Source organism: Rugamonas sp. FW305-51 (assembly GCF_058786935.1).
The window spans coordinates 144153-162221 of sequence record NZ_JBYSZG010000004.1 but is presented as its reverse complement, the minus strand read 5'-3'; the positions used below and the strand labels follow the sequence as shown (position 1 = coordinate 162221).

The 18069-nt window shown below is 67.3% G+C and carries 16 protein-coding genes; 4 read left to right on the top strand and 12 right to left on the bottom strand.

Annotated elements, in window-relative coordinates:
• Positions 1 to 51: 51 nt before the first annotated feature.
• The 3 genes from AC3WOS_RS04695 to AC3WOS_RS04685 form a co-directional block, all read right to left on the bottom strand.
• Positions 52 to 585 (bottom strand): DinB family protein, encoded by a 534-nt coding sequence (locus AC3WOS_RS04695; protein ID WP_492714684.1) that lies wholly within the window; start codon positions 583 to 585, stop codon positions 52 to 54.
• 275 nt (positions 586 to 860) lie between these two features.
• Entirely contained in the window at positions 861 to 2159 is a 1299-nt protein-coding gene (locus AC3WOS_RS04690; RefSeq protein WP_492714683.1) for an NAD(P)/FAD-dependent oxidoreductase, read from the bottom strand.
• Positions 2160 to 2296: 137 nt separating this feature from the next.
• Positions 2297 to 2998: an HAD family hydrolase gene (locus AC3WOS_RS04685; RefSeq protein WP_492714682.1), complete on the bottom strand. Its 702-nt coding sequence runs from the start codon at positions 2996 to 2998 to the stop codon at positions 2297 to 2299.
• Positions 2999 to 3113: 115 nt separating this feature from the next.
• On the opposite strand from AC3WOS_RS04685, the gene AC3WOS_RS04680 reads away from it, so the two are divergent.
• Entirely contained in the window at positions 3114 to 4091 is a 978-nt protein-coding gene (locus AC3WOS_RS04680) for a LysR substrate-binding domain-containing protein (RefSeq protein ID WP_492714681.1), read from the top strand.
• Positions 4092 to 4106: 15 nt separating this feature from the next.
• Here the strand turns inward: AC3WOS_RS04680 and AC3WOS_RS04675 are convergent, their stop codons facing one another.
• From AC3WOS_RS04675 to AC3WOS_RS04665, 3 genes are read right to left on the bottom strand one after another with little or no spacing between them, the layout of a single operon-like run.
• Complete coding sequence (locus AC3WOS_RS04675; protein WP_492714680.1) at positions 4107 to 5801, bottom strand: CYTH and CHAD domain-containing protein; 1695 nt, start codon at positions 5799 to 5801, stop codon at positions 4107 to 4109.
• A gap of 53 nt (positions 5802 to 5854) precedes the next feature.
• Positions 5855 to 6763, bottom strand: a complete 909-nt coding sequence (gluQRS, locus tag AC3WOS_RS04670) for a tRNA glutamyl-Q(34) synthetase GluQRS (RefSeq protein WP_492714679.1) — start codon at positions 6761 to 6763, stop codon at positions 5855 to 5857.
• A 45-nt stretch (positions 6764 to 6808) separates the two neighbouring features.
• The gene (locus tag AC3WOS_RS04665) at positions 6809 to 7954 is read right to left on the bottom strand and encodes an alpha/beta fold hydrolase (RefSeq protein WP_492714678.1); all 1146 of its coding nucleotides are present in this window, start codon (positions 7952 to 7954) and stop codon (positions 6809 to 6811) included.
• Between the two features lie 127 nt (positions 7955 to 8081).
• Between AC3WOS_RS04665 and AC3WOS_RS04660 the strand changes: the two genes are divergently transcribed.
• Positions 8082 to 9020: a nucleoside recognition family protein gene (locus tag AC3WOS_RS04660; RefSeq protein WP_492714677.1), complete on the top strand. Its 939-nt coding sequence runs from the start codon at positions 8082 to 8084 to the stop codon at positions 9018 to 9020.
• Between the two features lie 128 nt (positions 9021 to 9148).
• Entirely contained in the window at positions 9149 to 10780 is a 1632-nt protein-coding gene (locus AC3WOS_RS04655) for a M28 family peptidase (RefSeq protein WP_492714676.1), read from the top strand.
• Positions 10781 to 10905: 125 nt separating this feature from the next.
• Here the strand turns inward: AC3WOS_RS04655 and AC3WOS_RS04650 are convergent, their stop codons facing one another.
• The 6 genes from AC3WOS_RS04650 to AC3WOS_RS04625 form a co-directional block, all read right to left on the bottom strand.
• Positions 10906 to 11598 carry a cyclic di-GMP-binding domain-containing protein, MshE-related gene (locus AC3WOS_RS04650; protein WP_492714675.1) on the bottom strand — a complete coding sequence of 231 codons (693 nt, stop codon included), beginning with the start codon at positions 11596 to 11598 and terminating at the stop codon, positions 10906 to 10908.
• Positions 11599 to 11660: 62 nt separating this feature from the next.
• Complete coding sequence (locus tag AC3WOS_RS04645; RefSeq protein ID WP_492714674.1) at positions 11661 to 12665, bottom strand: AraC family transcriptional regulator; 1005 nt, start codon at positions 12663 to 12665, stop codon at positions 11661 to 11663.
• A gap of 152 nt (positions 12666 to 12817) precedes the next feature.
• Positions 12818 to 13399: a DUF2059 domain-containing protein gene (locus tag AC3WOS_RS04640; RefSeq protein ID WP_492714673.1), complete on the bottom strand. Its 582-nt coding sequence runs from the start codon at positions 13397 to 13399 to the stop codon at positions 12818 to 12820.
• A 32-nt stretch (positions 13400 to 13431) separates the two neighbouring features.
• Positions 13432 to 15060 carry an OmpP1/FadL family transporter gene (locus AC3WOS_RS04635; protein ID WP_492714672.1) on the bottom strand — a complete coding sequence of 543 codons (1629 nt, stop codon included), beginning with the start codon at positions 15058 to 15060 and terminating at the stop codon, positions 13432 to 13434.
• Between the two features lies 1 nt (position 15061).
• Positions 15062 to 16105, bottom strand: a complete 1044-nt coding sequence (locus AC3WOS_RS04630; protein ID WP_492714671.1) for a transporter — start codon at positions 16103 to 16105, stop codon at positions 15062 to 15064.
• A 60-nt stretch (positions 16106 to 16165) separates the two neighbouring features.
• The gene (locus AC3WOS_RS04625; protein WP_492714670.1) at positions 16166 to 16930 is read right to left on the bottom strand and encodes a C39 family peptidase; all 765 of its coding nucleotides are present in this window, start codon (positions 16928 to 16930) and stop codon (positions 16166 to 16168) included.
• Between the two features lie 562 nt (positions 16931 to 17492).
• Between AC3WOS_RS04625 and AC3WOS_RS04620 the strand changes: the two genes are divergently transcribed.
• On the top strand, positions 17493 to 18005 hold the full coding sequence (locus AC3WOS_RS04620) for a DUF6160 family protein (protein ID WP_492714669.1): 513 nt from the start codon (positions 17493 to 17495) through the stop codon (positions 18003 to 18005).
• Positions 18006 to 18069 lie beyond the last annotated feature (64 nt).

The following is an 18069-nucleotide window of genomic DNA, read 5'->3' as shown; positions in this document are numbered from 1 at the left end:
CCGTTGGCCGCGCCGGCAGCGCGCGGCGCGTGGGCGGCGCGTACGTGGCGCCTATTCGTTGGGGATGCTGGCCAGCAGGTCGGTGATGCCGAATTCGACGCCGGCCTGGGACAGCATGGTGGTGGTCTGGCCGCGGTGGTGGGTCTGGTGGTTGAAGAAGTGCAGCACCAGGCTGGCCATGCGCTTGCGCGCCACCACGCCCTTGGTGTTGGTGTATTCGAGCACGTGGGCCAGGTCGTCCTCGCGCACTTCACGCACCCAGGCCTGGATGATGGTGTCGAGTTCGATGCGGTGCGGATGCCAGTGATCCAGCTCATAGAACTGCATCTGGGTCAGGGCCGTGGGCGCCGGCATGGCGCGCAACGGCGCCAGCGACGCGTAAACGGCCGGATGGCGGGCAAAGCGCTGCAGCCAGATGGTGTCGCCCACCACCAGGTGGTTCAGGGTGCCGAGGATGGAGCCGAAAAAGGCGCGCCGGTCGGCCAGCAGTTCCTCCACCGGCAGCTGGGCCGCCGCCTCGTACATGCGTTGGTTCATGGCAGCGTTGTAGTCGGCCAGCAGGATCAGGTGTTCGCTCAAACTCATGCGGTGCTCCGGGGTGGATGGTGTGGTGGGCAGATTGTCCCGCCTTCGGCAGAAAATTGCAAATTCGGCTACAGTAACGTCACAGGCTGCCCGTTGGCGGCGGCCCCTTTCCGGAAAGAGCGAGACAGGTGAGCGCCATGAGCGAATTACTGGCAATCGTAGGCATCTTTGGGCTGGGCGCCAGCATCGTCGTCAACCTGGTGCTGATCGCCTGCCTGCGCAAGGCGGACGACGCGCGGGAATAAGCGCGCCGCCGCCTCGCCGGCCGTGAACCGTCAGTACAGCTTGACGGGCGGGACCAGCTTGGCGCGCAGCCAGTCCACCAGCGTGTGGACGGCCATGCGCGCCATGCCGTGCAGGGCCAGCAGGTGCTTCTGGTACATCAGGCGGTACAGCAGGCGGGCCACGGCGCCGCTGACCTGGATGCGCTGACCCGTCACGGCGCCCGACAGCACGCCCACGGCGGCCAGCGGCCCGAGCGACACCAGCGAACCGTAGTCGCGGTAGCGGAAGTCGGGACCGCCTTGGGCGCCGCGCCGGGCCAGCAGGTCGGCCAGAAACATGGCCTGCTGGTGCGCCACCTGGGCCCGCGGCGGCACCACGCCCTTGACGGGGCAGGTGTAGCTGGCGCAGTCGCCCAGCGCGTAGATGGCTTCGTCGCCCGGCGCGCGCAGCGTGGCATCGACCACGATCTGGTTGATACGGTTGACCGGCAGGCCCAGCGTGGCGCACAGGGCCGGGCCTTCCACGCCGGCCGCCCACAGGGTCAGGTCGGCGCGGTGGGCGTGGCCGGCCGCGTCATGCACGGCGTGGGGCGCGACGCTGGCGACGGCCGTTTCCGTCAGCACCTCGATGCCGAGCGAGACCAGGTGGCGCGCGGCCCGCTCCGACTGCTGCGGATGCAGATGCGGCAGCAAATATTTGCCCCGTTCGATGATGCTGATGCGCACGTCCTGCAGCGGGTCCAGCGCATGCACCTTGTACTGGGCCAGGGCGCGCGCGCTGTGGCTCAATTCGGCCGCCAGTTCGACGCCGGTGGCGCCGCCGCCCACGATCACCACGTGGACCTGGCCCTGCACCCGGTCGCCGCGGGCCTTGCGTTCGCCGGCCTGGATGCAGGCGGCCACGAAGCGCTTGCGGAACGCCTCGGCCTGATTGACGTTTTCCAGCGTCAGCACGTGTTCGGCCGCGCCGGGCACGCCGAAGAAATTGGTGACCGAGCCCAGCGCCAGCACCAGCGTGTCGTACGGCAGGCGGCGCCGCGGCTGTACTTCCAGCCCGTCGGTGCAGCGCGGCGCCAGCTCGATGCTGCGGCTGGCGCGGTGCACGGCCAGCACTTCGCCTTGTACGAAGTCGAAGCCATGGGCGGCCGCCTGGGCCGCGAATTCCACCTGGGTCACCTGCGGGTCGCATTTGCCGGAAGCGACCGTGTGCAGAAGGGGTTTCCAGAAGTGACCGGGTGCGCGGTCGATCAGCAGCACGCGTGCGCGGCCGCTCTTGCCCATGGTGTCGCCCAGTCGCGTGGCCAGTTCCAGTCCGCCGGCACCGCCTCCTACGATAACGATGGTTTCCATGTTTTCGTCTCCCGTGTGGTTGAAAAAGGGTGTGACCGCGGCTGCGGCTGCGGTCGTGACCGCATCGCTAGCCTTGTGCAGGGCGGCTCCCGCCGCCTGCTGCCTGCCGTGCCGTGAGCTACGTGCTGTGTGCTGCGCTACGCGGCCAGGCTGTCCGCTTCCTGCGGATTGGGGGTAAACGGGCTGGTACGCAGTTCGCGCAGCGCGTCGAAGGTGATGAACTGCTGCGGGCGCAGCACGTCGGCGCCATACGGCGCCACGGAGACGGTCCACAGGCCGCATTGTTCGGCCGCGCGCAGGGCCGGCGCCACCGTGTCGATGGCAATCGCGGCCGCCGCCTCGATACCCATCGCGTGCAGCGCGTGGCCGAATGGGCCGGGACCGGCCTGGCCGTCGAAGCTGACGCCGCCGGCCACCACCGCGAACAAGCTGGTGACGTCGGCGCCGAAGCAGTATTCAAGCAGCGCGGCCGTCACCGGCGCCGGCAGGTCCGACAATACGGCCAGCTTGCAGCCGGCGGCCAGCGCGTCATCGATCAGGGCCAGCGCGGCCGGCGAGGCCTGGGGCGGATTGGCCGCCACGGCCAGCTGGAACTGACGGTGCTTTTCCGCCTGCAGCGCCGCCAGGCGGGCCTTGTCGCGCGCCAGCACTTCGCCGCTCAGGGCCGCCGCGATGGCGTTGGCGTAACCATGGCTGGCCGCCGCCGCGCGCAGGGCGGGCAGGGTCCAGCGCAGGGACAGTTCAGCCTCCGCAAAGGCTGCGTTGCAGGCTGCAAGGTGCAGGGCTTCGGTGTCGAACAGCACACCGTCCAGGCCGAGGAAGATGACGTCGATGCTCATGTCGCACTTTCTAGTGAGGTCGCGGTTGGAAGAGAAGGTTAGATGAGTGTCAATATAGAGGTAGAATTAGCGAAAGAAAAATTAAAGATTTTCGATAATCGATAAGGAAAAGCTTATGCATCATCCCAGTTTCCGCCAGCTGGAGGCGCTGGTCCTGGTGGCGCGCCACGAGAGCGTGTCGCGCGCGGCCGACGCCTTGCACGTGACGCAGCCCGCCATTTCGTTGCAAATCCGCACACTTGAGGACATTACGGGCATCGCCCTCACCCGCAAGGTGGGGCGCAACATCCAGCTGACGGCGGCCGGCGAGGTGATGCTGGAGTTCGCCGAGCGCATCCTGCGGCTGTGGGAGCAGGCCGGCGACGAGCTGGCGGCGCTGCGCGGCGTGACCAGCGGTACCCTGCGCATCGGCGCCGTGACGACGGCCGAGCACTTGCTGCCGCCGCTGCTGGTGCCGTTCACCATGGAGCGGCCCGACGTGCGGCTCAAGCTACAGGTGGGCAACCGGGCCGAGATCGTCAACATGCTGGCGCGCCACGAGATCGACCTGGCCATCATGGGCACGCCGCCGCGCGAGCTGCGCACCAACGCGGCGCGCTTCGCCCGCCACCCGATGGCCTTCGTGGCCAGCCCGGCGCACAAGCTGATGAAGAAAAAGAAGCTCACCCTGAACGACGTGATGGCGGCCAACCTGCTGGTGCGCGAACGCGGTTCGGGCACGCGCACGGCCATCGAACGGCTGTTCCGCGAGGCGGGCCATCCGCTCAATTTCGGTTCCGAAGTGTCGAGCAACGAGGCGATCAAGCGCATGGTGTCGGCCGGGCTGGGCATCGGCTTCCTGTCGGTGCACGCGTGCGGGCTGGAATTCGAGGCCGGCCTGCTGGCCATCCTGCCGATGCAGGAACACCCGGTGGAGGCGGACTGGCATGTGATGCACTTGACGGACCAGCCGATACCGAAGGTGGCGGCGGCGTTCCAGGACTACGTGATCGAGCACGGGCAGGAACTGGTGCGGCGCGAGCTGGAAGGGCTGTACAAGCAGCTGGGCCGGCAGCGCAAGCCGCGCGCGGGCGGCGTGGAGCCGGTCGAATAGACGGGCCGGCGTCGCTCAGGCCGGCCTGGCAAGCCTGGGTAGCCTGAAACGGCGCACGGCGGCGCAGGCTGCGCTCACGGCGGACGCATCCTGCGCACGCAAGGCGTGGAGGTAGCCGCGCACGAAGGCCAGCGCGGCGTCGGCATCGGCCGCGCCATGCGATGGCGTCGCCTGCCGGCATTGCAGCAGCAGCTGGTCGGCCACCGCCAGATCGTTGTTGCTGCCCAGTTGATCCTGCAGGGACGCCAGCTGCTTCAAGTAGCGTTGCGTGGATCGTTCGCGCAGCAGCGACGCGAAAAATTCCACACCGTAGCGGCAGCGCTTGCCGGCGATGCGCAGGCGGTGGACGGCGCGGGCGCCCGTGCCGTTTGCGGCCGGCGCCTGGTTGGCGGCGGTGGTCGTGTTGCCGGCTGCGGCGGCGTTGGTTCCGGCGGAGGCAGCGGCATGGTCCGGGCCATGCTTTGCGCGGTTCGCCTTGCGCGCGGTGTCGGCGCGGTGCAGCAGCTTGTTGTGCAGGCGCTGCAGGGCGCGGCGTGCGAAGGCGGCGACCGGGCGGGCCAGCGGGTTGTGGCGCGCGGGCGCGGTGGCGGCGGCCAGCTGCAGCTGCAGCAGCCATTGATTCAGTCCCAGCATCAGGTGGGCGTAACGGGGCGATTGCAAGGCGCTGGCGGCGACACGGCGGCGGGTGCGCGCTTCATTGAACACATGGTCGCGCAAGGCCGTCATGGCCGCCGCGCCGTCAAAGCCGTCCGGCGTGGCAAGGCAGCGCGGCAGCGTGACCTTGGCCAGCACGTCCCAGTCGCGCGCGGCGCCCAGCTCCGTCCCCAGCCAGGCGAGATCGCCGAGCAAGGCGGCCGGGCAGGGCGCGCAGGCGGCGAACAGGCGCAGCGCGGAACGCAGCCGGCGCGCACCCACGCGCAGCTGGTGCAGGCTTTCGCTGTCGGCACCGTCGATCACGGCCGCCTCGTTGTCCTGCATGTGGTGCAGGCAGTTGGCCAGCACAGCCTGCAGCGCCTGGCCGGTGCTGGCGTCGCAAGGCAATGCCAGCGGCGCGGCCTTGACGGCGGCGGCGCGCTTGTCCAGGCACAGGGCGTAACCGCGTTCGGCCTTGTTGACGTTGCTGACCTGTAGCGGCACGGTTTCCAGCAGGGCCAGCGCGAAGGCGAACAGGCTGGCCGGGTGGCCGGACTTGAGTTCCAGTTCGATTTCGTTGACGGGCAGGTGCCGGCCCAGGCGGTTGATGCGGCCTTCGTCGAGCACCAGTTCGATGACGCTGCCGTCGTAGTCCAGCTCCCAGGTGCTGCGTTCTACTTCGACCGAAAACAGGGACTGCAGCTGCTGCCCGAGGCCGGGCGCGTCCAGCACCTGCTGCCAGTGGCGGTCGTCGCCCATCAGCTTGCGCAGCTTGCCCAGCTGGGGCGCGTCGCCCGTCACCGGGCCTTCCCATTCCAGGCGCGCGTGCAGGCCGCCTTGCACGCTGCCGCCGGCCTTCATGGTCTGGGTCCACAGTCCGTCGGCCTGGCGCACGCGCAGGCCGGCGCCATGGCGCAACAGGTACAGCTCGGGCGTGTCGAAATAGCGGGCCGTGAGCCGCGCCTTGCGCTGGCGCGCGCGCGCATGGGCCGCCAGCAGGGGATGGCGTACCAGCCTGGCGTTATCGGCCGGATCGAGCAACAGTTTCAGTTCGACTTCCATCGCTTGGTCTGACATGGGGAGGCTGTCCAGTGTAGAGCAAATCGGCACGGCAGGTCGCGCGCCGCGCGTCACGCTTGATGCCGCAGCTGGCGCCAGGCGGAGATGGCGGCGCGCCAGAAATCGTCCAGCGTGGCGGCCTGCACGTCCAGGCCCAGGAAGCGGGCCGCGGGCAGTATGGCTGCACGCAACAGCTGTTCCGGTGCGGCACCGGTATCGAAGGCTTGCGCGCCCGTTTGCTTGGACAGCTTTTCGCCCAGCGCGTTGACCACGACGGGCACGTGCAGGTAGCGCGGCTGCGGCAGGGCCAGCAGCTGTTGCAGGTAGATCTGGCGCGGCGTGGAGTCGAGCAGGTCGGCGCCGCGCACGATGTCGGTGATGCCCTGGGCGCCATCGTCGACCACCACGGCCAGCTGGTAGGCCCAGAAGCCGTCGGCGCGCTTGATGACGAAGTCGCCCACTTCGTCCGTCAGGTCCTGGCGCACGTAACCGGCCCAGCGGTCCTGGAAGCCGATCACGCAGTGCGGTGATTGGGGCACCTTGAGCCGCAGCGCGCGCGCCGTCTTGCCGGGCGCCAGGCCGTGGCGGCAGGTGCCGGGGTAGATGTTGGCCTGGGCCTGTTTGCCCGTCAGGCTCAGCTGGGAGTCGGCGATTTCCTTGCGCGAGCAGCCGCAGGGATAGACGGCGCCGGCCGCTTCCAGCTGGCGCAGCGCCGCTTCATACAGTGCCGTGCGCTGGCTTTGCCATGTGACTTCGCCATCCCATTGCATGCCGCAGCGCTGCAGCGAGGCGAGGATGTGGCGGTCGGCGCCGTCCACGTTGCGGTCGCCATCGACGTCTTCGATGCGCACCAGCCACTGGCCGTCGTGGGCGCGCGCATCCAGATAGCTGGCCATGGCGGCCACCAGCGAACCGAGATGCAGCGGGCCGGTGGGCGAAGGCGCGAAACGGCCGATGTAGGAAGATGCGGAAACTGTCATACCGCAATTTTAGCGCCTGCAGCGCAGGGCGCGCCATGGCCGGGCTTACCGGCCCTGTCCTGGTTCGGCCAAGGGACGCACATAGCGCAGCATGCTGACCAGCACCTTGCCCGGTTCTTCCCAAGGAATCATATGGGCCGAATGTTCGAACCACACGCCCTGCTTGTACGGCGCCTTGAGCCGCGCCAGCCACTGGGCGGTGGGCGCGGACGGCGTGGTGTAGTCGTGGCGGCCCATGAACATGACGACCGGGATGGGGAAGCTGCGCACCTGCGAATAGTCTACCTGGACGAACTCGGGCAGCAAACGGCCCAGCGTCAGCAGGTTGCCCTGGTCGATGTTCTGCACATCGTCGGCCGTGTATTCGGGCGACAGCAGGGGGCCGTCGAAATAATAGTCCGACGATGCGCGGTAGGCCGTCATGCCGCCGTAGAACTGCGGCCACTTGCGGGCCAGGATGATGCGCTCGCGCGTGATGGGCTGGTCGCCGGGGTAGGGAGCGATCGACTGCAGGTCCTTGAGCGCCTCCGCGTTGTTGCGCACCCTGGCCTGCTGCAGCGCGTAGTCGTAGCTGACCCGTTCATTTTCGCGCACGCTGATCACCTGGCCCACCCCCACGTAGGCGGAAAACAGGTCGGGCCGCTTGAGCGCCGCGCCCATGGCCACCACGGTGCCCCAGCTATGCGCCATCAGGATGATCTTGTCCTTGTGGTACTTCTTGCGCAGGAACTCGGCTACTTCCACCGCATCGGCGATGTAGCGGGGGATGTGGATGGTATCGGCCACGGTCTGCGGGTCCGCCTCGCTGTAGGTCTTGCCGGCGCCACGCTGGTCCCAGTTGACGACGGTGAAGTATTCCTCGAGGGGGCGCTGGTATTGCCAGATGGTGGGCATGTTTGGCGAGGCGGGACCGCCGTGGACGAACAGCACCAGCGGGTTGGCGCGGTCCTGGCCGCGCACGTTGAGCCACTGGTCCACGCCGCCGATGCTGGTCTTGTAGGTTTCCTGGATGCCGGACGGGGTGCTGATTTTCTCCAGGTCGGCCACGGCCTGCCTGGCCTTGCGGTAGTTGGCCGCGTCCCGGACCGCAGCGGGATTGGCCGCCGCACTGTTCGCCTCTTGCGCGGGCGGCGTTTGTGCCTGCGCCGCAGTCAAACTCATCAGTATTAAAGCCAGCCATGCCAGTTTCATCGGTGCTCCTTGAACAGGTGGAAAACGGCGGCGCTTGCCGCCCCGGAATTACAAGTTGAGAAATAATAAACTTGTTTGGCCGCACCGGAAAGCGGGGGCGTGCGCGCCAGCGGGTAAGATAGCGGCCATGGAACTGCTCACCGACATCATTCTGCGGGCCGGCAAATCGGCCGTGGAACTGGCTTTCTTCATCCTGCTGCCGGTGATGGTGGTGATGCTGTCGCTGATGCGCCTGCTCGAAGCGAAAGGCATCCTGGACTGGCTGGTGGCGCGCCTGGCGCCGCTGCTGCGTCCGCTGGGCCTGACGGGGCTGTCCATCTTCGCCATGCTGCAGGTCAGCTTTGTCAGCTTCGCCGCGCCCATCGCCACGCTGGCCATGATGGACCAGCGCGGCGCCTCCGACCGGCACCTGGCCGCCACCCTGGCCATGGTGCTGGCCGCGGCCCAGGCCAACATTTCCATCCCCATGACGGCCATGGGCCTGCATTTCGGTTTTACCTTGCTGTGGGCGCTCGTCGGCGGGCTGGCCGCGTCGGCTTCGACCTACTACCTCTACGGGCGGCGCCTGAACGGGACGGAAGTGGGCGTGGACCAGTCCGTGCCCCATCCCGTGGCCGAGGATGCCAAGGGCGTGCTGGATGTGATCAACCGGGCCGGGGCCGAATCGTTCCGCATCGCCGTGGCCGCGCTGCCCATGCTGATCCTGGCGCTGGTGGCGGTGACCATGTTGCGCTCGGCCGGCGCCATCGACCTGCTGACGCGAGCCCTGGCCGCGCCCATGGCCTGGCTGCGGCTGGACCCGGCCATGCTGCTGCCGGCCGTGACCAAGTTCCTGGGCGGGGCCACGGCGTGGATGGGAGTGATGGCGGAAATGATGCGGCACGGCGCGGCCGACGCGGCCATGCTCAACCGCAGCGCCGGCTTCCTGCTCAATCCGTTCGACCTGCCCGGCGTGGCCATCCTCATTTCCTCGGGGCGGCGGGTGGCGGCCGTGTGGCGGCCCGCCGCGCTGGGCGCCTGCACCGGCATCGCGCTGCGCACGGCGGCCCACTTGCTGCTGGCCTGAGCGGCGGCGCCAGCCCGGCCGGCCCCGTTTGCTGCGCTGCGCAACGGCGACCGTTGCGACTTGACTTACAATGTGCGCGCGGCAATTATCCGGACCGCACTTATCCCCCTTTACGCCTACAGGATCCCATGAAGAAAATGTACCCAACCTTTGCCGCAACCGCCATGGCCCTCGGCCTGGCGCTGGCCTTTCCCGCCCATGCCGGCAGCGCCACAAGCGCGCCGCTGGTGCAGGAAGCCCCGCTGCGGGCCCACCTCGCCTTTCTCTCCAACGACGTGCTGGAAGGGCGCGGCACCGGCCAGCGCGGCGCCGATCTCACCGTCGCCTACCTGGAGACCCAGGCCCTGGCCGCTGGCCTGAAGCCGGGCAACGGCAACAGCTATCGCCAGTCCGTCAAGATCGCCGGCGTAGTGGCCCAGCCCGACCAGAGCTCGCTGCACCTGACGGCGGGCGGCCAGCCGCTGGCCATCAAGTTCGGCGACGATTGGGTGTGGGCGCCGGGCGATGCCCAGGGCACGCACGCGTTCAACGCGCCGCTGGTGTTCGTCGGCTACGGCGCCACGGCCTCGGAAGAGGGGTGGGACGACTACAAGGGCCAGGATGTGACGGGCAAGCTGCTGGTGATGATGGTCAACGACCCGCAGCCGACGGCCGAGCAACCCAACCGCTTCGCCGGCAAGGGCCTGACCTATTACGGCCGCTGGACCTACAAGTTCGAGGAAGCCAAGCGGCGCGGCGCGGCCGGCGTGCTGCTGATCCACACGGACGCCAGCGCCACCTACGGCTGGAGCGTGGTGCAGCACAGCTGGGCCGGCGTGGAACGCTTCCAGCTGGCCGAAGGCGCCACCGGCACGGCGCTGCAAGGCTGGATGACGGATGCCACCGCGCGCGCCCTGTTCAAGGCGGCCGGCCAGGACCTGGACCAGCTGCGTGCCGCCGCCGAGCGCAAGGACTTCCACCCCGTGGCCCTGAACGCCACGCTGGACGGCGAAATGAAGGCCGCCGTGCGCAAGGTCGAGCAGTTCAACATCGCCGGCGTGGTGCCGGGCACCGATCCCAAGCTCAAGGATGAAGTGGTGATCTACAGCGCCCACTGGGACCACCTGGGCAAGCAAGGCGACAGCGGCGACACCATCTACAACGGCGCCGTCGACAACGCCTCCGGCTCGGCCGCGCTGCTGGCCATGGCCAAGGCGGCCGTGCAGGCGCCGGCCAAGCGCAGCCAGATGTTCCTGTGGGTGGCGGCCGAAGAACAGGGCCTGCTGGGCAGCGCCGCCTATGCCGGCGCGCCCCTGTGGCCGCTGGCCAAGACGGCCGCCAACCTGAACCTGGACAGCCTGAACTTTGTCGGCCAGACGCGCGACATCGGCACCGAAGGCAGCGAGCGTACGGAACTGGGCAAGCTGGCCGTGATCGCCGCCAAGGGCATGGGCATGCACATCGCCGTGTCGGCGCCGGACCTGATCGGCGGCTACTTCCGCAGCGACCACTTTAACTTCGCCAAGGCCGGCGTGCCGGCGTTCTCGATCGACGCGGGCCGCGAGTTCATCCGCGATCCGCAAGGTTCGAAGGCCAAGGTCGACGCCTACCAGCAGCGCTACCACCAGGTGACGGACGAGTATGACGCCAGCTGGGACCTGTCGGGCATGACCCAGCAAGCCCAGTTCACGCTGAACCTGGGCCGGCTGGTGGCCAACGCGCCCAAGATGCCCGCCTGGCAAGCCGGCGACGCCTTCGGCAAGGCCCGCGCCGCCAAGTAACGCCAAGAAAATGGGGACGTACCCCATTTTCCAAGAAAATGGGGTACGTCCCCATTTTCTTGAGGCCTACAGCTAAGCCCGGCGGTCACGCAAAAGAAAAATGGGGTACGTCCCCATTTTTTTGCTCAGTGGTGGAACGAGAGCGAGATTACGGTGCCCGTCAGGTCGATGCCCTTGATGGCGATGCTGCCGAAGCTGGGGCCGTCCGAGCCGCGGATGCGGATGTTGTTGAAGTTCATTTCGCCGATCGAGGTGGGCAGGCTCAACGTCAGCGAGCCGTCCTTGTTGATGGTGGCGGCTGCCTTGCTGGGGTCGTACAGCACGTTCTTCATCGTCACGTCCGACTCCAGGAAGCCGAGCACGGGATTGACGATCTTGGCCATGTCGCCAATGATCTCCAGGCCGTTGCTCTTGACCGATTGCTTGACCTGCGACACCAGGTCTTCGCTCAAGCCCTGGGCCGCCGTGTCGCTCAGCTCGTCCTCGGTCAGCATCTGCAGGCCCGACTGTTCCTTGCGCAGCGTGACGGGCGTGGTCACGGCCAGCGTGGGCAGCACTTCGGCCGCGTACGTTTCCAGCGGCGCCAGCAGCGAGGTGGCGATGGCCGCCGCCATCCGCAGGTTGCGCTGGGTGCGCAGGATGTCGTGGATGTGCTCATGGGTGATGATGTCCCACTCGGCGAAAATGTCACCGAGGCGCTGGCCCGTGTTGCGCTGGTGTTCGATCGCGCGGTCCAGCTGTTCCTGCGTAATCAGCTTCTTCTTGACGAGCAGCTGACCGAACATTGATTTGTGGTGGTTGGTAGACAGCCATCCCATGGCGTACTCCCCTTCGTCGTGGTTAGGGTGGATCGAAATGCCGCGCCGCGGCCCGTTTCAGCTCAGGCCGAGCGGCGCAGCGGCGGCAACATGGCCGGCTCCTGCGGTCCCGGCTGGTGGGCCAGGTGCACGATGTCCGACGGCGCCATGCCGAACCAGCGCTTGCAGGCCCGGTAGAACGCGCTGGGCTCGGAAAAACCCAGCTGGAAACTGAGCATCTTGAGCGACAGCTCGCCGGCGCTCAGCGACTGGCGCGCCAGTTCGCGCCGGGTGTCGTCCACCAGCGTGGTGAAGCTGGTGCCTTCCTCGGCCAGCCGGCGCTGCAGCGTGCGCTCGCTCATCATCAGCTGGGCCGCCACGTCGTCGCGGTGGGGCGGCCCCTTGGGCAGCAGCGTGGCCAGCAAGCCCTGCACCTTGGCCGCAAAGGTGGGCGGCTCGGCGCGCGCCAGGCTGGCCAGCACGCGCTGGCCGCCACCGTCCTGCAGCGGCGGGTTGGGCGGCAGCGCCATCACCAGGTCGGCGTCGGAAAACTCCATCACGTTGTGCGGCATGCCGAACTTGACGGGGCAGCCGAACGTCTCCTCATAGGCGCGCGCATGGGCCTGGGCCGGCTGGGGGAAGGCGTATTCCACCGCCACCGGGGTGGCGTCGTCGCGCCCGGCCGCGCAGCGCAAGGTGCGCAGCAGCACGCACCACACGAAGTCGTAGCGCTGCTGGGGCACTTCGCGCCGCGCGCCCGGCAGCACCAGGCCGACCCGGGTGTGGCCGTGGCACCGTTCTATCGTGCTTTGCACGGTGGGCGAGACCAGCATGATGTGGCCCATCACGCCCAGCCAGCCGAGCCGGTGCGGGGTCGATACCTTCAAGCCCAGCAAGGGGTCGCCCGATTTTTCCACCAGCAATTCCCACAGGTGGCTGAGCTTGTCGGACAGGGTGAGAGCGTCGCAGGCCAGGCCGTCGCCTTCGTTCAGGCCGGCTTCGGCGAACAGGGCGTCGGCCTCGACGCCGGACTGGGCCAGGCGCGACTTGACGCCGCGGACCAGGTGCAGGGCAGAGGAGTAAGTCATGGCAAGGCCTCCGGCGAGGTCGATGGGGCGCGCTGGGCGCCGCGGGCAGTGTACGTGGACAAGTTGAACCTCCTGTGTGTCACCACTGTAAAAACATGGCCCTAGCGGCCATAAGGGACGTGAAGCGGATGCGGGGGCGCGGCATCACCGCCTCAGGGCGTGACGGCCGCGCGCAGGCGCAGGCCGATCTTTTCCGTCAAACCCTTCATCTTGGCGTCGATCACGGCGCGGCTGTCGGCCGCCACCCCTTCGCCCAGCTTGCGCTGCATTTCCGGCACCATGGCCTCGAACTTGGCCTTGACGGGCGACTCGAGGATGGCCAGCAGCTGGCGCAGCTCGTCTTCCGTGAAGCGCTCGGCCAGGATGGGCGCCACCGTGGTGGGGATCAGCTTGTCGGCGCTGGCGCGCGTGATGGGGGTGGCCTCGTCCATGAACTTGCGGGCTTCCGAGACGATGTCGGTCATGGCCGCGTCGCGCTTGTCGGGTGCGGCGCGCCCTTGCAGCATGGCGCGCGCCTGCTGCACGGCGTCGGCCACGGGGGCCTGCAACATGGACTGGCCGATGCTGTCGACCTTCCACAGCAGCACGATCTTGTTGATCAGTTCCTGCTTGGCCGGCGTGATGGCGGCGGCCGGCGCGGCCGGCGCCGCGGGCGCGGCGGCCAGCACGGCGCTGCCGGCGCTGGCGCCGCACAGGGCCAGCGCCGCAATCATGGTCTTGAGGGTAGGTGTCATAGTCACTCCTTGAAAAATGCCGTTGCGCCGGTTCAGAAGCGCTCGTTCAGCTCGAAGCCGAAATAGCGCACGTGGATGTCGCCCTTCACATCGAGCCCGGCATAGGGGTTGTAGATGATGTTGAGGAAGGTGTTGCAGTTCATGTTGCAGGACGAATTGGCCGGGTTGTTGAACTTGCCCGTCATATAGGAACCCGTCAGGCTGATGTCGGTGTTCTTGCTGAGCTTGAAGTTCAGGCCGGCGCTCAGCAGCTTGGTGTCGGGCAGCGGCGCCAGCAGGTCGATCTTGTCGGACGGGATGGACGACTTGCGCGGCTCGTAGCCAAAGCGCAACGTCAGCCGCCGGGTGGGGAACAGTTGCAGGCCGTAAGCGAAATTGACCATGCTCTTGTAGCCGCGCGGAATGTTCAGCTTGCCCGAATCGGGGATGCCGTACAGGCGCGCCACTTCCAGCAGGCGCACGCTCTGGTCGAACTGGAACGTCAGCGCACTCCATTCCTTCCAGTTGGCATAGCTGGCGTCCACGTTCAGCTGCACCAGCTCGATGGGGCGCAGCTTGATGCCCAGCTGCACGTGGTAGGGGAAGGGGATGGTGGCCGACATATTGCCCTTCTGGACCGCCGGGATCGACGACGGGAAGCCCAGCACGGCGCCGGCGATGGGGCCCAGCAGGCTGGAGTTCAAGCCTTGCACGAAGTTGCGCAGCATGGGGTCGGCGTTGAACTGGTAGGTGCCCGTGAAATGGGTGTTGGAGCCGCCCTGGTAGACGGCGCCCAGGGCGAACCATGGCCGCGGTTCCCACAGCACGCCCAGGTTGAGCGTGGGGTCGACCGGGGCCGTCAGTTCCAGCCGCATGTTGGCCGCCTTCTTGAACGGGCTGACCATGCCGTCCTTGCCGCCGCCGCACACGCCAAAGCCGAAGGTGTCGATGATGTTGCCGCCGTTCTCGGGGCACCAGCCCTGCTGCAGCTTGCCGAACACGCCCAGCAGTTCGTTGGGGAAGCGCATATTGGTGTCGACCACGAACGCTTCGTGGGCGATCGGCACGGCCACCCCGAAGCGCAGCGTGTCGGAATACTTGTAGCCGACGGAAGGCGCCAGGTAGACCAGGCGCTGCAGCTGGAACTGGCGGCCCTGGAACTGGCCCGGGTCGTCCTGCTGGGTGGTGCGGTCCAGGCTCATCGCTTGCGACATATAGCTGTCGGTGGCGAAGGTCCACGGCGAGCCGCGCTTGTTCCAGGCCATGCCCAGGCCCGGCACCAGCACGGCCGGCAGGCGCCAGCCGGGCATGCCGTAGCCGGGCACATAGGTCATCTGGCGTACCGGCCCCGTGCTGCGGCCGGACACCGGGTCCTCGGTCCAGCCGCCCACGTCGAAGCCGGCCGGGGCGTGGAAGCTGGCGCTGGTGCGGATCGAGGCGGCCCAGTTGTGGATGGTCTCGCTGTCGCCTTCGAGCCGGGCCAGGCCGGCCGGGTTGAAGTGGATGGAGCCGATGCCGGGCGGGTCGGCCGTGACGGCGTTGCCCAGCGCCATGGCCGTGACGTTGGTGGTCAGGTTCTCCGTCAGCGCCGCCCGCGCGGCCGGCGCGCAGGCGGCCGCCACGGCCGCGGCCATGGCCAGCCGGCGCAGCAGGGGCTGCAGGGGCGAAAAGGACCGCGCCATGTCAGAACGACAGCGGCAGGTTCAGGCCCACCGTGAGGTTGGGCGAGTCGGCCGTCAGGCCGATGCCCACCGACAGGTTGACGGTGGTCTTGGGCGAGACCTTGTAACCGAGGCCCATGTTGAGGATGGCCGAGGTCTGCATGGTGGTCTTGGCCACCAGGCCGTCGGCGAAGTGCAGCTTGGAGCCGGCCGAGATCGCTTCCTGGAAGGACATGGTGGTGGAAATGTCGTACGACAGGGCGTAGGCGAAGCCCAGGCCGAAGCCGACCGAGGCGCCCGGCTGCACCTTGGTCAGGATGCGGGTGCCGTTGACCTGGTACAGGTGGCTGGCCGGCAGGCTGATGGTGGTGCTAAGCGAGCCGAACAGGGCCACCGGGTCGACGATGCGGTTCACGTTCAGGCCGGCCGAGAACGCCGTCACGCCGCTGCCCGTGGCCTGGCCGCTGCCGGCGATGATCTTGAACGGGCTGCGGCCCGTGGGCAGGCGCACGTTGCCCGTCACGGTCAGGCCGGGCGCGTCGCGCTTCGCTTCCAGCGGCTGGTAGCGTCCGCCCAGCGAAATGTCGCCCAGCGAGTTCGACACGCCGCTGGCCGAGCCGCTGTCGGAATAACGCGACAGCACGGGCAGGGTGACGTTGCCCGTCAGGTTGTCGAACAGGCCGTAGTCGGCCGAGAAGGTGTTGGTGATGGTGTGCGAGCTGGTGTTTTCGATGTTAAACAGCGACACCCCGCCGCCGGCCAGGTCGGTGACGATCTTTTCCTGGCCGATGTAGCTGTAGGTGAGGTCGTAGCTGAACTGCATCTGGTTGCGCCGGATCAGCGTGTACTGTTTGTCGACCGAGGTCAGGGTTTCCTTCAGCAGGGCGCTCTGGTCGCCTTCGCCTTCCTTCTTGGCCAGCGCGTCGCGCACGGCGGCCGCGTCGGCCGGCTTGGCGGCGTCGGCGGGCGGGCTCTGCTGGGCGCGCGCGGGCGCGGCCAGCAGCAGGGCGGACGCGAGGGCACCGGCGAGGGCGGTGCGGGCGAGGGGCGTGATGCGTGCAATCATGGGTAATCCTCTGGCGAAAGTTGGGGCAGACAGATACGGTTATACGGTGTGCGGGGCGCGTTACTGGCGGTGCATCCAGGTGCCGGCGGCGCCCGAATTGACGGCCCGCTCCAGCAAGTGGGCCGCGTTGTTGAGGGCGTCGAGGCGCCCGTGGTTGGTGACCTGGTCCATGTCGACCAGGCCCAGCTCCTTGTCCGTCAGGGCCAGCTTGCCGGCCGCCGTCTGGCCCTTGCCGGGGCTGATGATGAACAGGGCATTCTTGTCCCACAGCTTGGCGAACTCGGCTAGCGAGAACACCAGGTTGCCGCGCGAGGGATCGGCGATGTAGACCACGTCCTGGCGGATGCCGCGCAGCACCACGAAGTGCTTGGTGCCGAAGTCGATCGGCACGATGCCCGGCTCGGTCAGCGTCAGCAAGTCCTTGATCTCGGCCCGGTAGCCGGCGCCGGAGGCGCCCAGCGAGGCCACATAGCGTTTCATGTCGAGCAGGGAAAAGCCGCGCCGCTCGATGATCTTTTCCTTCTCGCCTTTTTCCAGCATGCCTTCCATGGCTTGCTGTTCCGTCACGTTCAGGCCCAGGTGGTAAGTCAGCAGGGTGACCAGCGCGGCCGAGCCGCAGCTGAAGTCATAGGCCTGGTGCACGATGTTGTGGTACTTCAGTTCCGAGTACGGTTCCACGGTCACCGTCTGGTTGTAATGGCCGCCGCCCAGCAGGGCTTGCGGCATTTCCAGCTGGCCCTTGGGGCGGTCCAGCGGCTCGTGGCGCGACATGGCGCCGGCACCACCGATCAGGGCGGCCACCACGCCCAGCAAGATCATCAACATGGGACCGTTCCCCCCCTAGCGGGTGGCGGGCCAGGCCGCGCGTATGCACGGCCGGCGGCCGCTCCCGTGCGGTGAGAGGGCAGGCGCTTCCACTAGTCCCATGACTGCTTTCATCGTGTCTCCAGTAATCTCGATTAGAACGGTCGTGCTTTATTAAGGCAACAACTGTTCTTTGTTTTTTTGTAACTTATTAACGCATTTTTGAGCTGGATCAGCATCTGTTTTTTTAGAAAGTTACTTCTAGCGCGCGTGCGGAAACTTATGCTATCGCAAGCAACAGTGCCACAACCCATCTCTCCCTCTGGGTGGCTCGCGGGGTCAAGCGGTTGGCTTTGCAAGTCAGCGTGTGGCGGTAGACCGGGGCCCGGGGCGGCCAATATCATAAATTTAATTAATATTTAAATATTAAGAATTTCATGGCAGTCCAGCCCGCTGCGCCGCAGTTGGGGGTGGCCGACGACAGGCAGCCATTCCAGAACAGTGGCCCTTTATCCGGGGCCACGGGCCTGGTGGTCATGACACAAATACATAATTTTTAAATAACTTAATCTTGGAGAACAACATGCAGATCATCAAAACCGCAGTCGCCGCCGCCCTGGCAACCCTGGCCCTGTCCGCATCGGCCATGACCCCGATCCAGGATACCGAACTGAGCACCGTCAGCGGCCAGGATGGCGTGTCGATCGCCGCCAACCTGAACATCAAGATGGATTCCTTCGTCTACACCGATACCGACGCGCTCGACGCCAACGGCATGGGTGGCGGTTCGATCAGCTTCAACGGCATCAAGGTCCAAGGCCTGATCGCTGCCAGCATCGACATCCTGTCGAAGAACTCGTTCCTGGCCGCTGCCGGCGCCGCTGGCGTGACCAACCCAGGCACCTTCTACAACCCGGCTTCGGGCGGCGACGTGGTGCAGATCGCCATCCCGGCCGACGTGCAAGTGGCTGCCGGCAAGCTGCTGAACATCTCGGTGGACGCCATCAAGATGGGCAACAACGCCGCTTCCTACGGCTCGGTGGCCATGAACCAGGTCGACCTGCGCGGCACCCAGGTGTGGATCTGGGCCCACTAATCGGGCGTCTGTTGCGCTGGCTTCCCAGGCCGTTTGGTTGGCCTGCAAAGTCAGCGCAGCAAGC

Excerpts from the sequence above, each read along its gene's own strand:
- AC3WOS_RS04680 (WP_492714681.1), top strand. The coding sequence starts at position 3,114 with ATGCATCATCCCAGTTTCCGCCAGCTGGAGGCGCTGGTCCTGGTGGCG.
- AC3WOS_RS04690 (WP_492714683.1), bottom strand. The coding sequence starts at position 2,159 with ATGGAAACCATCGTTATCGTAGGAGGCGGTGCCGGCGGACTGGAACTG.
- AC3WOS_RS04695 (WP_492714684.1), bottom strand. The coding sequence starts at position 585 with ATGAGTTTGAGCGAACACCTGATCCTGCTGGCCGACTACAACGCTGCC.
- AC3WOS_RS04655 (WP_492714676.1), top strand. The coding sequence starts at position 9,149 with ATGAAGAAAATGTACCCAACCTTTGCCGCAACCGCCATGGCCCTCGGC.
- AC3WOS_RS04660 (WP_492714677.1), top strand. The coding sequence starts at position 8,082 with ATGGAACTGCTCACCGACATCATTCTGCGGGCCGGCAAATCGGCCGTG.
- AC3WOS_RS04650 (WP_492714675.1), bottom strand. The coding sequence starts at position 11,598 with ATGGGATGGCTGTCTACCAACCACCACAAATCAATGTTCGGTCAGCTG.
- AC3WOS_RS04675 (WP_492714680.1), bottom strand. The coding sequence starts at position 5,801 with ATGTCAGACCAAGCGATGGAAGTCGAACTGAAACTGTTGCTCGATCCG.
- gluQRS (WP_492714679.1), bottom strand. The coding sequence starts at position 6,763 with ATGACAGTTTCCGCATCTTCCTACATCGGCCGTTTCGCGCCTTCGCCC.
- AC3WOS_RS04645 (WP_492714674.1), bottom strand. The coding sequence starts at position 12,665 with ATGACTTACTCCTCTGCCCTGCACCTGGTCCGCGGCGTCAAGTCGCGC.
- AC3WOS_RS04635 (WP_492714672.1), bottom strand. The coding sequence starts at position 15,060 with ATGGCGCGGTCCTTTTCGCCCCTGCAGCCCCTGCTGCGCCGGCTGGCC.
- AC3WOS_RS04620 (WP_492714669.1), top strand. The coding sequence starts at position 17,493 with ATGCAGATCATCAAAACCGCAGTCGCCGCCGCCCTGGCAACCCTGGCC.
- AC3WOS_RS04665 (WP_492714678.1), bottom strand. The coding sequence starts at position 7,954 with ATGAAACTGGCATGGCTGGCTTTAATACTGATGAGTTTGACTGCGGCG.
- AC3WOS_RS04640 (WP_492714673.1), bottom strand. The coding sequence starts at position 13,399 with ATGACACCTACCCTCAAGACCATGATTGCGGCGCTGGCCCTGTGCGGC.
- AC3WOS_RS04630 (WP_492714671.1), bottom strand. The coding sequence starts at position 16,105 with ATGATTGCACGCATCACGCCCCTCGCCCGCACCGCCCTCGCCGGTGCC.
- AC3WOS_RS04685 (WP_492714682.1), bottom strand. The coding sequence starts at position 2,998 with ATGAGCATCGACGTCATCTTCCTCGGCCTGGACGGTGTGCTGTTCGAC.
- AC3WOS_RS04625 (WP_492714670.1), bottom strand. The coding sequence starts at position 16,930 with ATGTTGATGATCTTGCTGGGCGTGGTGGCCGCCCTGATCGGTGGTGCC.